This window comes from Curtobacterium sp. C2H10, assembly GCF_025407985.1.
GTDB lineage: Bacteria > Actinomycetota > Actinomycetes > Actinomycetales > Microbacteriaceae > Curtobacterium.
Genome location: NZ_JABXGF010000045.1, coordinates 1 through 15,485 on the forward strand (window position 1 = coordinate 1; position 15,485 = coordinate 15,485).

The following is a 15,485-nucleotide window of genomic DNA, read 5'->3' on the forward strand; positions in this document are numbered from 1 at the left end:
CCCGCGCTCAGCGCGCCGCGACCGCCAGGCCGTGCGCCGCCGCCACGGCGGCGTTCACGACGTGGCCCGCGTGCACGTTCACCCCGAGCGCCAGGGCCGGGTCCGCAGCGGTCGCCGCCTCCCACCCCTGGTTCGCGATCGCCACGGCGTACGGCAGCGTCGCGTTCGTCAGCGAGATCGTCGAGGTGCGCGGCACCGCTCCCGGCATGTTCGCCACGCAGTAGAAGACGGTGTCGTGCACGGCGAACGTCGGGTCGTCGTGCGTGGTCGGGTGCGATCCCTCGAAGCACCCGCCCTGGTCGATCGCGATGTCGACGAGCACCGACCCGGGCTGCATGTCCGCCACCATGGCGTCGGTCACGAGCTTCGGCGCCGAGGCCCCGGGGATGAGCACCGACCCGATGACGAGGTCGGCCTCGCGCAGGGCCGAGGCGATCGCGTGCGCCGAGGACCGCAGCGTCGTGATGCGTCCGTCGAACCGGGCGTCCAGCGCACGCAGGCGCGGCAGGCTGATGTCGAACACGGTGACCTCGGCGCCGAGGCCGAGCGCCATCGTCGCCGCGTGCTCGCCCGCGACCCCGCCGCCGATCACGACGACGCGGCCCTTCGGGGTGCCGGGCACGCCGCCGAGCAGGAGCCCGCGCCCGCCGTTCGCCCGCATCAGGTGGTTCGCGCCGACCTGCGCCGACAACCGCCCGGCGATCTCGGACATCGGCGACAGCAGGGGCAACGACCGGTCCGGCAGCTGCACGGTCTCGTACGCGATGGCCGTCGCCCCGGACTCGACCAGCGCGTCGGTCAGCGGCCGGTCCGCGGCGAGGTGCAGGTAGGTGAACAGGACCTGCCCTGGTCGGATCGAGGCGTACTCGGCGGCGACCGGCTCCTTGACCTTCAGGATCATCTCGGCGCGCGCCCAGACCTCGGCGGCCGTCGGGACGATGGTGGCCCCGGCCGCGGCGTACTCGGCGTCCGGGAAGGACGACCCGTCACCAGCGCCCGACTGCACGAGCACCTCGTGTCCGTGCAGCGCCAGCTCGGCGACACCGGCGGGTGTCGCGGCGACGCGGAACTCGTTGTTCTTGACTTCGGTGGGGACGCCGATCAGCATCACTGACTCCTTCGTGGGCGGTGCGCGTTCGACACCCACGATGCGCCGAGGTTCGTTACAGGACTGTTTCGGCCGAACATCTGAGCAATGTGGCCGGGTTCCGTGTGCCGAGATTCGGCGTCAGAACACCTTGCCCGGGTTGAGGATCCCCGCGGGGTCGAACACCCGTCGGATCCCCCGCTGCAGCTCGAGCACGTCGTCGCCGAGCTCGTCGCCGATCCACCGCCGCTTGAGCACCCCCACGCCGTGCTCCCCCGTCAGCGTCCCGCCGAGCTCGATCGCCGCCCGGAACATCGCGTCGGCCGCGTCCCACACGTGCTGCGGCACCTGGTCGCCCTCGAACACGAAGTTCGGGTGCAGGTTGCCGTCCCCGGCGTGCGCGACGGTAGGGATCGCGATGCCGTACTGCTGCCCGATGGCCTCGACGCGCGCGAACATCTCGGCGAGCCGACTGCGCGGCACCGCGACGTCCTCGATGAGGACCCGACCACGCGCCTCCATGGCGGGGTGGAACGACCGACGGATCGTCAGCAGGCGGTCGCGTTCCGCCGCCGACCCGGCCAGGTGCACGGTCCCGCCCTCGGCCTGGAGGCGCGGCACGGCACCCAGCGCCGCCTCCGTCGCACCCGGCCCGTCGTACTCCACGAGGAGGAACACCCCGCCCGCCGCGGTGCTCCCCACCGTCTCGGCGATCACCTGCGGCCCGAGGTGGGCCGCGATCCCCTCGAGTGCGGCGGCGTCGAGCAGCTCGACCGTCGACGGACGCTCCGCCCCGGCGACGACGGACGCCGCGGCGCGGGCTGCGGCCTCGACGGTCGGGTACACGGCGCCGAGGGTGGCCGGCTCCCCCGCCGGGATCGGCATGAGCCGGACGGTCGCGCCGACGATCACCCCGAGCGTGCCCTCCGACCCGACGAGCAGCGCCGTGAGGTCGAGGCCGGTGACGCCCTTGACGGTGCGGTGCCCGGTGGAGACGAGCCGCCCGTCGGCGAGGACGACGTCGAGGCCGAGCACCGCTTCTCTGGTGACGCCGTACTTCACGCACCGCAGGCCGCCGGCGTTCGTGGCGATGTTCCCGCCGACGCTCGCGATGGCAGCACTCGCCGGGTCCGGCGCGAACCGCAGGCCGTGTTCGGCGACGGCCGCGTTCAGGTCGCCGTTCAGCACGCCGGGCTCCACCACCGCGTACTCGTCCTCCGTCGAGACCGAGACGATGCGGTCCATGCGCGCCACGCTCAGGACGACGGTGCCCTCGGTACCGTTCGCCCCGCCCGCGAGCCCGGTGCCGGCGCCACGCGGGACGACCCGGACGCCGAGCCCGGAGCACGTCCGGAGGGTCGCCTGCACGTGCTCGACCGTCCGGGCCTCGACCACGGCGACGGGCCCACCCGAGGCGATCCAGCCGGACTTGTCCGTCCGTGCCGCGTCGAGCACTCCGCGCTCCGTCCGGACGACCACGCCGTCCGGGTCGGCGAGGGCGGAACGGAGGGCGGTGACGACGGTGTCCATCCCGCCACGCTACCGAGCGCGGAGGGACTCGCTCGGCAGTTCCCCGAACCGTGCCCGGTACGTGGCCGAGAAGCGCCCGAGGTGCCCGAAGCCCCACGCCCGGGCGATGTCGGCGACCGAGGTGTCGTCACGGTCGCCGCGCAGCAGGTCGGCACGGGCACCGTCGAGCCGAACGCCGCGGAGCAGGTCGCCCGGCGTCTGGTCGAGGTGTCGGCGGAGGGACTGCTGCAGGCCGCGTGGGCTGAGCCCCGCCGCCGCGGCGATCTCCGGCGTCCCGATCGCGTCGCGCGCGTGCTCGTGGACGTACTCGAGCGCACGGCGGACCCGCTCGTGCTCGGGCCCGCTGCCGGTGACCATCGTGCGCCAGCGGCTCCGCTCGGGGAAGGCCGCGACCGCCGCGGTGGCGAACGCCTCGGCGATGTCCCGCCGGGCGACCGCGGTGAGCTCGTGCCCGACGTCCAGCCAGGTCGACGAGTACGCCCGCACGACCGACTGCCAGGCCCGCATGCCGTCGGCGGTGGGGCGGCGGAGCGCTTCGAACGCGAAGTCGTCCTCGCCGACGACCGAGCGGAGGAACCCCGCGTCGAGGTGCACGAGGTTGAGGCCGATGTCGCGGTGGTGCAGCTCGTACGTGTCGGCGAAGGGCAGCACGACCGGGACGCCCGGTTCGAGCTCGTGGGAGCTCCCGCCGTACGTGATCGTGCTCGACCCGCTGCGCATCCAGGCGACCAGGAACGCGTCGTCGACACGGCTGTCGCTCCGCAGGTCGACCAGGAAGCGCGAGGACCGGAGCGACAACAGCTCGTCGCCCACGCCGGCGAAGTCCCAGCGGGTGTCGCGGTGGGTCCGCCGGACCGCGGGCGAGCGGAAGTCGTAGTCCCCGGTGAAGAAGGCGAGCGCCTGGTCGACGTCGGTGCCCGCGATCCGCCGCGAGTACCGCGTGTCCCCGACGCTGCAGGCGCCACCGGAGTAGCGGGTGTCCATCGTGGCAACCATGGTCGAGAACCTACGGGGCACCACCGACAATCGGGACCGCACCCCCGGGGTCAGGGCTGCAGGATCGCCTGCCCGACGCTCTCGTCGAGGATGAGGTCGGTGATCAACCCGGCGGCGAGGGCACCCTTCAGCGACGCGGCCTTCGAGCGTCCGGCCACGACGCAGACCCGGCGCGGCGCACGCTTGATCGTGTCGAGGTCCGGAGCCCCGGCTCGGGCATTCACCCCGATGTCCTTCCACGAGCCGTCCGCGCGGTAGAACACCGTCGAGACGTCACCGACGACCTGGGCCTTGGTCAGCTCGTCGCGGTCGGACGGGTCGAGGTACCCGCCGGAGTACACGTGCGAGGGCACCGGGGCCTGGGGCGCTCCGACACCGAAGACGACGAGGTCCATGCGCTCGTGCAGGTCGAGCACCCGGCGGATCGAACGCTCCCGGAAGAGCGCCTGCTTCGTGGCCGGGTCGTCGAAGAACGCCGGGACCGGGAACTGCTGCACGAACGCGCCGTACGCCTCGCCGAACCGCCGCAGGATCTCGGACGCGTAGACGATGCCCGTCGTCCGGGTGTTCGCGGCGCCGTTGATCTGCACCACCGTGGAGCCGTGCGTGGTCTTCGGCACGAGGTAGCGGCTCACCGCGCTGACGGTCGAGCCCCACGAGATCCCGATCACCATGTTCGACTCGACGTACTGCGTCAGGATGCGCGCAGCGGACAGGGCGACGCGTTCGAGTCGGTCGACGTCGCTCGTGTGGTCCGGCACCGGCACGACGTGTGCGTGCACCCCGAAGCGCGATCGGATGCTCCGGCTGAGCGCCGCGGCCTGGTCGAGGGGCGAGCGGATCTGGATGTCGACGAGTCCGGTGTCCCGCGCGTACTTCAGCAGGCGGGAGACCGACGACCGCGAGGTGCCGAGCTCGTCGGCGATCGCATCCATCGTCAGGTCCTGCAGGTAGTACAGATGCGCGGCGCGCAGCGCCTGCTGCGTGCGCATGGGCTGCGCTGCGTCACTCATGGGAACCGAGCATGCACGGACGTGCACGGCCTCTGCAACCCCTGTCGTGCCTCCCGACCCTCGATCGGCCCGTCCGGACACGTGTGCTGCACGTTCGTGCACGCGAGTTGCCCGCCTTCTCACGGAGGCGCACGATCGATGTCGAACCACCACGGAACCCACGAAGGAAGCGACGCAGCAATGTCGAAGAAGACGCAGCCCCGGAACACGGTGAACGCGCTCACGGAGCGCCCGAACGCACAGGTCCTCGTGGTCGGTGGCGGCATCAACGGCATCGCCACCTTCCGCGACCTCGCCCTGCAGGGGGTCGACGTGGCCCTCGTCGAGCGCGGCGACTACGCCTCGGGCGCGTCCGCCGCGTCGAGCCACATGATCCACGGCGGCATCCGGTACCTCGAGAACGGCGAGTTCCGCCTCGTCCGCGAGAGCGTGCAGGAGCGCAACGGCCTCATCCGCATCGCCCCGCACTACGTCAAGCCGCTGCAGACCACGATGCCGATCTTCTCGACCTTCTCGGGCATCATGAACGCCCCGCTGCGGATGCTCACGCACAAGCAGCGCTCGACGAAGGAGCGCGGTGCCGCGCTCATCAAGATCGGCATGACGATCTACGACTCCTTCTCGCGCGACGGCGGTTCGGTCCCGAAGCACCGCTTCCTCACGAAGAAGGCCGCGCTCGCGGACATGCCGGCACTCAACAAGGACCTCAAGTACACGGGCACCTACTACGACGCCTCGGTGCACGAGCCGGAGCGCCTGGCGCTCGACGTGCTCAAGGACGGCCTCGCCGCGGGGACGGGCGAGGGCTCGGCGTCGACCGCCCGTGCGGTGAACTACGTCGAGGCCGCCGGGACCCGCGACGGTGGCGTCCTGCTCCGCGACCGTGAGACCGGCGAGGAGTTCGTCTTCACGGCGGACGTCGTCGTGAACGCGTCCGGCCCCTGGACCGACCTCACGAACCAGGCGTTCGGCGGCGAGACGAAGTTCATGGGCGGCACGAAGGGCTCCCACATCGTCGTCGACAACCCCGAGCTGCTCGAGGCGACGAAGGGCCGCGAGCTCTTCTTCGAGAACAACGACGGCCGCATCGTGCTCATCTACCCGCTCAAGGGCCGGGTGCTCATCGGCACGACGGACATCGACGCCGACCCGGCGAAGCCCGTCACCACCACCGACGAGGAGATCGACTACTTCTTCGGCCTGGTGGAGCACGTCTTCCCGCAGATCGCGCTCACCCGCGACCACATCGTCTACAGCTACTCCGGCATCCGCCCGCTCCCCCGGCACGAGGACACCGCCCCCGGCTTCGTCTCGCGTGACTACCGGATCGTGGACACCCCGATCGCCGGGCTGCCGCGGACCACGGTGCTGTCGCTCGTCGGCGGCAAGTGGACCACGTTCCGCGCCCTCGCCGCGCACCTCTCCACCGACGTCACGACGAAGCTCGGCATCACCCGGACGGTCGACACGACCGGCATGGCGATCGGCGGCGGCAAGGACTTCCCGACCACCGACGCCCAGCGCGCCCTCTGGATCAAGTCGCACCGCGACGGTCTCGACGCATCCGTCGTCGAGGGACTGCTCGAGCGCTACGGCACCCGTGCCGCCGAGGTCGTCGACGTCCTGGTCGACGGACCGGTCGAGCCCCTCGAGTCGGACCCGGCGCTGACCCGCGCCGAGGTCGCGTACTTCGCGGAGCACGAGCAGGCCGTGCACCTGGTCGACGTGGTGCTGCGCCGCACGAACCTCGCGTTCGTGGGCGGCGTCACGATCGACCTGCTCGACGAGCTGGCCGACGTGCTCGCCGGGTCGCTCGGCTGGACGCCCGAGGAGCGTGCGGACGAGGTCCAGCAGACGCTCGACGTCCTGCGCGAAGCGCACCGGGTGATCGTGCCGCTGACGTCCGCCTCGCAGCTCGCGTAGTCCACGCGACCGACCACGGACGGGAGGCGCGGTGCCAGCTGGCACCGCGCCTCCCGTCTGTCTGCTGGTCGCGTCAGAACCGCTCGCCGGTCGGGTCCTGCGCCGTCCGGTCGATGAGCTGCTCGCCGCCGACGGGCTCGCCCTCCCAGTCGACGAGGCGCCAGCCGTCGTCGAACGACCCCTCGAGCTCGACGATCCCGGTGTTCTCGAGGTGGCGCTTCGTGCCGAAGTGGTCCGGCGTGTTGTCGGCCGCGGCACTCGCCCACGTCCGGATGGCGGCTCCGTGGCTGACCGCGGCCGCCACGTCGACACCGGTCTCGAGGATCTGCCGGACCGCGTCGTCGTAGCGCGCGAAGAACTCGGTCCCGCTCTCGGCTCCGGGCATCCGGGTGGTGCGGTCCCCGAGCGACCAGCCGTGCACGGTCGAGATGTACGTCTGCACGGACACCTGGTCGCGCTTGCCCTGGGTGTCGCCGGCCTCGATCTCGCGGAGGCCCGGCAGCACCACCGGCTCGAGGCCGAGCGACGTCGCGAGGGGCGCCGCGGTGATCTGCGTGCGGACCATCGTCGAGACGAACAGCCGCTCGATCCCCCGGTCGGCGAGTGCTGCCGGCAGGGCGTCGGCCTGCTGCTGCCCGAGTTCGGTCAGGCCCGGTCCGGGGACGACGGCGTCGAGCACGCCGTTCACGTTCGCTGGGGTCTGGCCGTGGCGGATGAGCAGCAGTCGCATGGAGCCACCCTACGGAACGCCGGTGACGTCACCCCTGCCGGGTGTTCCACCGGGGGTTCTGCTTGTTGATGACGTAGACACGGCCGCGGCGGCGGACCACCTGCGACCCCGGGATCTTCTTGAGCGCCTTGAGCGAGTTGCGGACCTTCACGAGCGACCTCCTCCGTCGGTGTCCCCATTGTTGAGAACGATGATCATGTACATTAGCCGACATGCGTCCCGCCGCCATCACCCTCGTCTCCGCCCTGCACGACGTCGACGCCGACCGCGTGGCCGTCCGGCTCGCGACCGGCCACCGGATGCACGCGCCCGCGAACGCCGTCGCCGCGGTCCGGGCCGTCGCCGACCGCGCCGAGCACCTCGACCGGGTCTGCGGGCCGGATGCCGACCACGGACTCGTCGTCACGCTCCCGCCGGGCGCCGACACGCGTGCGGTGGGGATGATGCTCGCCAACGCTGCGCGCGCGGAGACCGGCGACGACCGGGTGCTCCGCCACGTGGTGAGCGTGCTGCGCGCCGACGACGTGGCGCACCTGCTCTGGTCCGAGGTCGACGACGCGTTCGTCGCGGCCGACCGCGTGGCGTCGCTCGTCGAGTACGCCACGGTGATCGTCCTCGACCGGGTCGGCCCGGTGCCGCTGGAGCGCCGCCGCGGTCTGCTCGCACTGCTCCACCGGTTGGCCCCGCAGGCGGTCGTCGTGGCGCTCTCGTCGATCCGGAGCGCGGCCGACCTGCCCGCGTCGAACGGCGGGGCGGCGCGGGTCCTCGCCCAGGGAGCGGGATGGATGCGGGCGCTCTCGGGCTCGGTCGGACGGGACCCGCGGGACGGCCTGGTCGCGCTGCGCTACCGGGAGCCGCTGCCGTTCCACCCCGGCCGCCTCGCGTCGGTGATCGAACGGAAGCTGGCCGCGGGGCGGAACGGCCGGGTGCTGCGGTCCCGGGGGTTCTTCCGGCTCGCCTCCCGGCCGGACCACGTCGGGTCGTGGTCGAGCCTCGGAGCGATGCTGGCGCTCGACCCGACCGCGAACCCGTCGTGGGACGCGGACGCGCCGATCGGGCAGGCGCTCTGGTTCGTCGGCGAGCGGTTGGACGTGCCGGCGATCGAGCGGGCGCTGGACGGGGCGCTCCTCACGTCGGACGAGCTGCTCGCGGGGCCGGAGGTGTGGCGCACGTGGGCCGACCCGTTCCCGGTGTGGCCGGCGCTCGACCCGTCCGAGGAGCACCGGCACGAGTGACGCCTGCGGCGGGTGCGGGTGCGCGCTCGGTCAGTGCGCGCGCATCTTCCGACGAGACACGCGTCGATCGACTGGTGGAACGTCGCACCATGCGCAGGCATCAGGTGCATGCGCATCTTCCGACGAGACACGCGTCGATCGACTGGTGGAACGTCGCACCATGCGCACAGACAGACGCACGCACGGGAGGCGCGGCGCGGGTCGGACCCGCACCGCGCCTCCCGTCCGTGGTCGCGTCAGCGGGCCACGTCAGCGCACCGCGCTCATCTCCCGCTCGCGCGCACGACGGGCAGCGTCCTCGGCGGCGAACGGCAGGTCCCCCAGGTCGAGGTTCGGGTTCGTGTCCTGCGTGAGGACGAGCTCGCGGGCTTCCTCGGCGGTCTCCACCGCCGGCATCGACCCCGGCAGCGGGCGCCGCGAGGACTCCTTCATGCAGAACACCCCGATCGCCCCGACGACGCTCATCGCCATCAGGAAGTACGCCGGCGCGAGCTCGTCGCCCGTCGCCGTGAGCAGGGCCTGCACGATGAGGGGCGTCGTCCCACCGAACACCGCGATCGCGATGTTGTAGGCGAACCCCATGCCGCCGTACCGGGTCGACGTCGGGAACAGCGCCGGCAGCGAGGCCGCCTGGTTCGAGACCCACAGCGCCGTCATGAGCGCGAGGAGACCGAGCCCGGCGAGCGTCGACCACTGCGCGCCGTGCCCGATCAGCAGGAACGCCGGGACGACGAGCACGACGGTGGTCGCGGCACCGATCCACATCACGACGCGACGGCCGAGCTTGTCGGACAGCTTGCCCGTGAGCGGGAGCATCACCGCGAGCAGCACGAGCACCGGGATGGTGAGCAGCGTGCCGTCGAGCGCCGAGTAGCCGAGCGAGTCGGTGAGGTACGTCGGCATGTACGAGGTCAGCGCGTACCCGACGGTGTTCGACGCGGCGACGAGCATCACGGCGATGACGATCGGGCGCCAGTGGTCGCGGACCATGACGAACACGTTCGCCGGGCGCTCCCCGGACAGCGAGGCACGGGTCTCGGACGCGGCCTCCTGCGCGGCCTGGGTGGCCTGGAACACCGGCGACTCCTCGATGCGCAGGCGGAAGTAGATCGCGACGACGCCGATCACCCCGGCGGCGAGGAACGGGAAGCGCCAGCCGTAGGCGGTCATCGCCTCCTCACCCAGGGTGAGCTGCAGCACCGAGACGACGGTGGCCCCGAGCGCGAAGCCCAGGTAGCTGCCGAAGTCGAGGATGCTGGCGAAGAAGCCGCGGCGGCGGTCCGGCGCGTACTCGGTCACGAACGTCGTCGCGCCGGCGTACTCACCGCCGGTCGAGAAGCCCTGCGCGAGCTTCAGCACGACGAGGACGATCGGCGCGAACACCCCGATCGTGGCGTAGGCGGGCAGCGCCCCGATGAGGAACGTGGACGCCGCCATCATGATGAGCGTCGTCGCGAGGACCTTCTGCCGCCCGATGCGGTCGCCGAGACGACCGAACACGATGCCGCCGAGCGGCCGGGCGATGTACGTCGCCGCGAAGACACCGAGGCTGAACAGGATCTGGACCGAGGGTTCGGCCGTGGGGAGGAAGACCTTCCCCATCGTGACGGCCAGGTAGCCGTAGACGCCGACGTCGTACCACTCCATGGTGTTGCCGACGACCATGCCGCTCACGGCACGGCGCATCATGCTCTTGTCGACCACGGTGACGTCGCTCTCGCGCAGGCGTCGGTGCGGTCGGGTGGGGGTACTGCTGGGATCGGAGCCCATGCATCTCTCCTCGAGGATCGGCGGGCCGACGGGTACCGGCCCGGGAACAGCGGACGACGTTACCGAGCAACCGAAATGTCATTGGCCGGTGATTCACAGGAACCGGCGTGTCACCCGAACGGGGGTCAGCACCGATCGCCTCGGGCACGCGGATCGGGGCGGACGGTAACGAGCACATAACATCCAGTCATGGCGATCGAACCCGAGACGAAGAACTGGACGTGGGTCATCGAGTCCGCGTGCCCCGAGTGCGGCTACGACGGCAGTGCGGTCACGATCCGCGACGTCCCGGGGATCATCGACGCGAACACCTCGGCGTGGCCGGCGGTCCTCGACCGTGCGGACGTGCGCGACCGCCCCGACGACCACACCTGGTCACCGCTCGAGTACGCCGCGCACGTGCGTGACGTCCACCGGAAGATGGCGGAGCGGTTGACGCTCATGCTCACCGAGGACGCCCCGACCTTCCCGAACTGGGACCAGGACGCCACGGCCGTCGAGGACCGCTACGGCGCGCAGGACCCCGCCACCGTCGTGCGGGAGCTCGGCGAGGCGGCGCACCGTGCTGCCCGGGCCTTCGACGACGTCCGGGAGGACCAGCTGGGACGCACCGGCCTCCGGTCGGACGGCAGCGCGTTCACCGTCGCCACGCTCGCCACCTACTACGCCCACGACCCGGTGCACCACCTGTGGGACGTGCGGCGCACGCAGTAGACGTACCGCCCGACGGCCTGGAGGCGCGGTGCGGGCCCGCACCGCGCCTCCGGGCCCACAGGTGGGGACCGCTCAGGCGAGCGCGTCCAGCAGGGCGCGCGCCGTGGCCGCGTCGGTGACCAGCTCGTTGACGAGACGCCCGCGGACGGCCCCGACGATGCTCGACACCTTCGCGGCACCGACCGCGACGCCGATCGCATGCGGGACGGCGGAGAGGACCTCGCGGGAGGTGCGCACCATCCGGTCGCTGCCCGGGAACTCGATCGCCGAGCCGTCCGCGGCGTAGAAGTTGAGGCAGACGTCACCCGCCGCCTGGTCGAAGACGGCGTCCTCGACCGGGACGCCGCGCGCGAGTGCGTCCCGGGTCGGGGTCGGCGCGCCGATGCCGAGGATGGCGCCCTTCGCCCGACCCCACAGGCCGACGACGTGCTGGAACGCGGGGTCCTCGTCGAGCGAGGACCGCATCGCCGGTGACGGCAGGGCCTGCGCGAACAGGAACGCCGGGATCGCGCCGGAGTGCTCGGCGGCGGCGCGGGTGATCTCGTTCGTCTGGAACCACGGCATCGGGTCGGCCTGCCCGCCGACCGTCGGGACGAGCTGCACGCCCGGCAGCTGCGGCATGCCGGCGTGTGCGACGTCGTACACCGTCCGACCCGACGACATGAGCACGGCGTCGCCCGGCACGAGGCCCATCCCCTCGACCGCGGCGGCGAGCGGGGCGGCGAGGTCGGCGCCGAGCGTGGCGGTGTGCGTCACCGCGGCGAGGTGCACGGCACGGAGTCCGAGCACCACCTGCAGCCGTTCGGCGAGCGCGACGGTCTCGTCCTGGAACGGGTCGACGACCTCGATCCGGACCAGGCCGGCCTTCCGGGCCTCGGCGACGAGCCGGCTGACCGTCGGACGGGACACTCCGAGGCGCGAGGCGATCTCGACCTGGGTGGCGTCCTCGAGGTAGTACATCCGCGCGGCCTGGTAGACGGTGTCGAGCGGGAAGCGGGTCCGGGCACCCTCGGCGGCGGGGTTCTCGGCGGACATGGGGCGATCGTAGCCCTGGCACGCGTCAGCGGATCGTGAACCCGCCGTCCACGCGGAGGTCGGCGCCGTTCACCATGGCGCTCGACTCCCCGGCGAGGAACAGGACGGCGGCGGCGATCTCGTCGGGTGTCGCGAACCGTCCGGTGGGGATCTCGTCCTGGTGGCGCAGGCCCTTCTCGTTCGCCCACGCCCCGCGGCCGAGGTCGGTCAGCACGACCGTCGGCGACACGGTGTTGACGGTGACGCCCCGTCCGCCCCACTCGAGCGCGAGCACGCGGGTGAGCCCGATGACGCCGGCCTTCGACGCGCAGTACGCCGCGTGGCCGTCGATGCCGACGTGCGCTGCCTGCGAGGCGATGTTCACGATCCGGCCGTACCCGGCGGCGAGCATGTGGCGCCCGACGGCCTGGGCGACCCGGTAGGTGCCGGTGAGGTTGACGTCGATGGTCGTGGCCCAGGCGCCGGGGTCGAGGTCCTCTGCGGGGGCGAGCAGCGCGACGCCGGCGCAGTTCACGAGGACGTCGATCCGGCCGGCGGCACCGGTGACGGCGGCGACCGCGCGGGCCACCGACGTCTCGTCCGTGACGTCGCAGCCGAGGCCGAGGTGGGACGGTTCGCCGGCGGTCGGCAGCGCTGCCGCGGCGGCTGCTGCGCCGTCCGCCCGCACGTCGACGATGGCGACCCGGGCACCGCGGGCCGCGAGGGCCACGGCGATCGCGTTGCCGATGCCGGACGCCCCGCCGGTGACCACCGCCGTGCGGCCGCTGAAGTCGTTCGTCAGGTCGATCGTGTCCGGGCCCGGTCGGAGGGCTGCGGCGAAGTCGGTGGTCATGTTCGCTCCCTTGCGTTGTGCCGACCGTACCAGAAATTGTGTTCTGGACAAACGTTCCGCGGGGTGTACAGTCGTCGCCGAAGCACCCCGACGAAGGAGCAGCTCATGTCGACGACGACCGAGAACGCGACCACCACGGCCGCGACGCCCACCGAGATCCCGACCACGATGCGAGCCGTCGTGGTCCACGGTCCCGAGGACTACCGCCTCGAGACCCGCCCCGTCCCGACCCCCGGACCCGGCGAACTCCTGCTCCGCACCGACGCCGTCGGCATCTGCGCGAGCGACCTGAAGTGCTACCACGGCGCCGCGAAGTTCTGGGGCGACGAGAACCGCCCCGCCTGGGCTGAGAAGGACCGGATCCCAGGACACGAGTTCGTCGGCACGATCGTCGCCGGTGACGACGCCGCCCTCACCAAGCGCGGGGTGTCCGTGGGTGACCGGATCGCCTGCGAGCAGATCGTGCCGTGCTGGGAGTGCCGCTACTGCCTCGAGGGCGCGTACTGGATGTGCAACGTGCACGACATGTTCGGCTTCAAGGGCTACGACGGCGCGATGGCCGAGTACGTCCTGGTGCCGGCGAAGGCCCTGACCCACCCGGTGTCGAGCGCTCTCCCCGGGCAGGTCGCCGCGTTCGCCGAACCGCTCTCGTGCGCGTTCCACGCCGTCGAGCGGGGCGACATCAAGTTCGGCGACACGGTGGTCATCGCGGGCGCCGGGCCGATCGGGCTCTCCGCGATCGCCGGTGCCCGCCAGAAGAACCCGCTGCGGATCATCGCGCTCGACGTCGTCGAGGACAAGCTCGAACTCGCCCGCAAGGTCGGTGCCGACATCACGATCAACATCGCCCAGGACGACGCGGTCGCCCGGGTCAAGGAACTCACCGACGGGTACGGCGCCGACGTCTACATCGAGGCGACCGGGCACCCGTCCGCGGTCCCGCAGGGCCTCAACCTGCTCCGCAAGCTCGGCACGTTCGTCGAGTACTCGGTCTTCAAGGACAACGTGTCCGTCGACTGGTCGATCATCTCGGACGACAAGGAGCTCGACGTCCGCGGTGCCCACCTCGGCCCGCACACCTGGCCGGCGGCGATCAAGCTGCTCGAGGCCGAGACCCTGCCGATGTCGGAGATCTGCACGCACCAGTTCCCGCTCGAGCGCTTCCAGGAGGCCCTCGACCTCGTCGGCGACTCCGCGGGCGCGAGCGTCAAGGTCTCGATCATCCCGTCCCTGCAGGCCTGAGCCGCAGCCACCACAGGAGTCAGCAAGCATGTCAACGACGACACAGCGCGCCACCGGTGCGCCGACGATGCCCCGCACCGAGGGCCGGCTCGACAAGATGGGCATCCCCCGCCCGCTCGCCCTCGGCTTCCTCGCCGTCCTGGTCTTCATGACCGGCAACGGCGTCGAGTCGAACTTCATCACGCCGCACATGGTCGCGGTCCTCGGCTCCCCCGAGGCCACGGTCGCGACGATCGTCACGTTCTACAGCCTCGCCGCCCTGGTGGGGAGCTACGTCTCCGGCGCACTCGCCGACCTGATCGGTCCGCGACGGGTGATGATCCTCGGGTTCGCCGTCTGGGTCGTGTTCGAGGTCCTGTTCCTCGTCGCCCTCGGACTCGGCAGCGTGCCGTTCGCCGCCGTCGCCTACGCGATCCGCGGCTTCGGGTACCCGCTGTTCGCCTTCGCGTTCCTGGTCTGGGTGAACATCACGACGCCCGTGGAGCGCAACGGCTCGGCCGTCGGCTGGTTCTACGTCGCCTTCACCGGCGGTCTGCCCACGCTCGGCTCGCTCTTCGCGATCGGCGCCATCCCGGTGTTCGGCGGCGGCACGGTCGGTGAGACCGGCGCGATGATCGCCTCGATCGGCCTCGTCGTGATCGGGTTCCTCATCCTGCTGTTCGGGGTGCGCCTGCCGAACGGGTTCTCCCGCATCGCGCCGGAGGGCGAGAGCGCCTGGCGCGTGCTGACGAGCGGCATCCGCCTGACGGCCACGCGACCGAAGATCTTGATGGGCTTCCTCGTCCGTCTGATCAACACCGCGCCGGAGTTCGGCATGTTCGTCATCCTCCCGGCGGTGATCGCGAACGAGCGCGGCTGGGGCCAGAGCCGGTGGCTGCTCATGACGGTGTGCGTCTACGCGACGAACATCCTCGTGAACGCCCTGTTCGGCTGGGTCGGCGACAAGATCGGCTGGCAGCGCACCGTCAAGTGGTTCGGCATCGTCGGGTCCGCGCTCGGGCTCATCGCCTGGTGGTACGTCCCGCAGCTCGTCCCCGCCGGGTCCGACTGGGGCTACGTGCTCTCCGTCGTCGCCGGCTGCGTGTTCGGCTGCCTGCTCGCGGGCTTCGTCCCGATGGGCGCGATCATGCCGGCGCTCGCCCCCGAGCACAAGGGCGCCGCGATGGCGATGTACACCACCGCCGCCGGCGGAGCCGCGTTCCTCGGCACGGGCGTCGTCGCCGCGGTGCTCGCCCTGGGCGGTGGCGGCCAGGCCGTGACCTGGACGTTCGTCGGCCTGTACGCCTGCGCGTTCGTGATGATCCACTTCCTCAAGGTCCCGCAGGGAGACCGAGGACACTGAACCCCGGGCGACGGCGGCCGTCCCGCCGTCGCCCGG

14 protein-coding genes are annotated in these 15,485 nt (G+C 71.8%); 5 read left to right on the forward strand and 9 right to left on the reverse strand.

Annotated features, from left to right (window positions below; genetic code table 11):
• Positions 1-7 precede the first annotated feature (7 nt).
• The 4 genes from ald to HWD93_RS14355 form a co-directional block, all read right to left on the reverse strand.
• Positions 8-1,108, reverse strand: a complete 1,101-nt coding sequence (ald, locus tag HWD93_RS14340) for an alanine dehydrogenase (RefSeq protein WP_261647183.1) — start codon at positions 1,106-1,108, stop codon at positions 8-10.
• A 120-nt stretch (positions 1,109-1,228) separates the two neighbouring features.
• Complete coding sequence (locus tag HWD93_RS14345; RefSeq protein WP_261647184.1) at positions 1,229-2,617, reverse strand: FAD-binding oxidoreductase; 1,389 nt, start codon at positions 2,615-2,617, stop codon at positions 1,229-1,231.
• Between the two features lie 9 nt (positions 2,618-2,626).
• Positions 2,627-3,613: a helix-turn-helix domain-containing protein gene (locus tag HWD93_RS14350; RefSeq protein ID WP_261647185.1), complete on the reverse strand. Its 987-nt coding sequence runs from the start codon at positions 3,611-3,613 to the stop codon at positions 2,627-2,629.
• 50 nt (positions 3,614-3,663) lie between these two features.
• Complete coding sequence (locus HWD93_RS14355) at positions 3,664-4,626, reverse strand: sugar-binding transcriptional regulator (protein WP_022905765.1); 963 nt, start codon at positions 4,624-4,626, stop codon at positions 3,664-3,666.
• Positions 4,627-4,806: 180 nt separating this feature from the next.
• Between HWD93_RS14355 and HWD93_RS14360 the strand changes: the two genes are divergently transcribed.
• Complete coding sequence (locus HWD93_RS14360) at positions 4,807-6,549, forward strand: glycerol-3-phosphate dehydrogenase/oxidase (RefSeq protein WP_071294593.1); 1,743 nt, start codon at positions 4,807-4,809, stop codon at positions 6,547-6,549.
• A gap of 73 nt (positions 6,550-6,622) precedes the next feature.
• Here the strand turns inward: HWD93_RS14360 and HWD93_RS14365 are convergent, their stop codons facing one another.
• Together HWD93_RS14365 and ykgO are read right to left on the reverse strand one after the other, a co-directional pair.
• Positions 6,623-7,279 (reverse strand): histidine phosphatase family protein, encoded by a 657-nt coding sequence (locus HWD93_RS14365; RefSeq protein ID WP_070418258.1) that lies wholly within the window; start codon positions 7,277-7,279, stop codon positions 6,623-6,625.
• Between the two features lie 28 nt (positions 7,280-7,307).
• The gene (ykgO, locus tag HWD93_RS14370; RefSeq protein ID WP_022905672.1) at positions 7,308-7,430 is read right to left on the reverse strand and encodes a type B 50S ribosomal protein L36; all 123 of its coding nucleotides are present in this window, start codon (positions 7,428-7,430) and stop codon (positions 7,308-7,310) included.
• A 61-nt stretch (positions 7,431-7,491) separates the two neighbouring features.
• Here ykgO and HWD93_RS14375 point away from each other — a divergent pair, with 61 nt between their 5' ends.
• Positions 7,492-8,514 carry a GTP-binding protein gene (locus HWD93_RS14375; RefSeq protein WP_261647186.1) on the forward strand — a complete coding sequence of 341 codons (1,023 nt, stop codon included), beginning with the start codon at positions 7,492-7,494 and terminating at the stop codon, positions 8,512-8,514.
• 249 nt (positions 8,515-8,763) lie between these two features.
• Here HWD93_RS14375 and HWD93_RS14380 read toward each other — a convergent pair whose 3' ends face one another.
• The gene (locus HWD93_RS14380) at positions 8,764-10,284 is read right to left on the reverse strand and encodes an MFS transporter (protein WP_071295626.1); all 1,521 of its coding nucleotides are present in this window, start codon (positions 10,282-10,284) and stop codon (positions 8,764-8,766) included.
• 189 nt (positions 10,285-10,473) lie between these two features.
• Here HWD93_RS14380 and HWD93_RS14385 point away from each other — a divergent pair, with 189 nt between their 5' ends.
• Positions 10,474-10,998, forward strand: a complete 525-nt coding sequence (locus tag HWD93_RS14385; RefSeq protein WP_261647187.1) for a DinB family protein — start codon at positions 10,474-10,476, stop codon at positions 10,996-10,998.
• Between the two features lie 72 nt (positions 10,999-11,070).
• On the opposite strand, the gene HWD93_RS14390 is transcribed toward HWD93_RS14385, so the two are convergent.
• Positions 11,071-12,033, reverse strand: coding sequence for a sugar-binding transcriptional regulator (locus HWD93_RS14390; RefSeq protein WP_070418254.1), 963 nt, complete (start codon positions 12,031-12,033; stop codon positions 11,071-11,073).
• Positions 12,034-12,058: 25 nt separating this feature from the next.
• Complete coding sequence (locus HWD93_RS14395; protein WP_261647188.1) at positions 12,059-12,865, reverse strand: GolD/DthD family dehydrogenase; 807 nt, start codon at positions 12,863-12,865, stop codon at positions 12,059-12,061.
• A 105-nt stretch (positions 12,866-12,970) separates the two neighbouring features.
• Between HWD93_RS14395 and HWD93_RS14400 the strand changes: the two genes are divergently transcribed.
• Positions 12,971-14,107, forward strand: a complete 1,137-nt coding sequence (locus HWD93_RS14400) for a zinc-binding dehydrogenase (protein ID WP_071295623.1) — start codon at positions 12,971-12,973, stop codon at positions 14,105-14,107.
• Positions 14,108-14,135: 28 nt separating this feature from the next.
• Positions 14,136-15,449: an MFS transporter gene (locus HWD93_RS14405; protein ID WP_261647189.1), complete on the forward strand. Its 1,314-nt coding sequence runs from the start codon at positions 14,136-14,138 to the stop codon at positions 15,447-15,449.
• Positions 15,450-15,485: the final 36 nt, after the last annotated feature.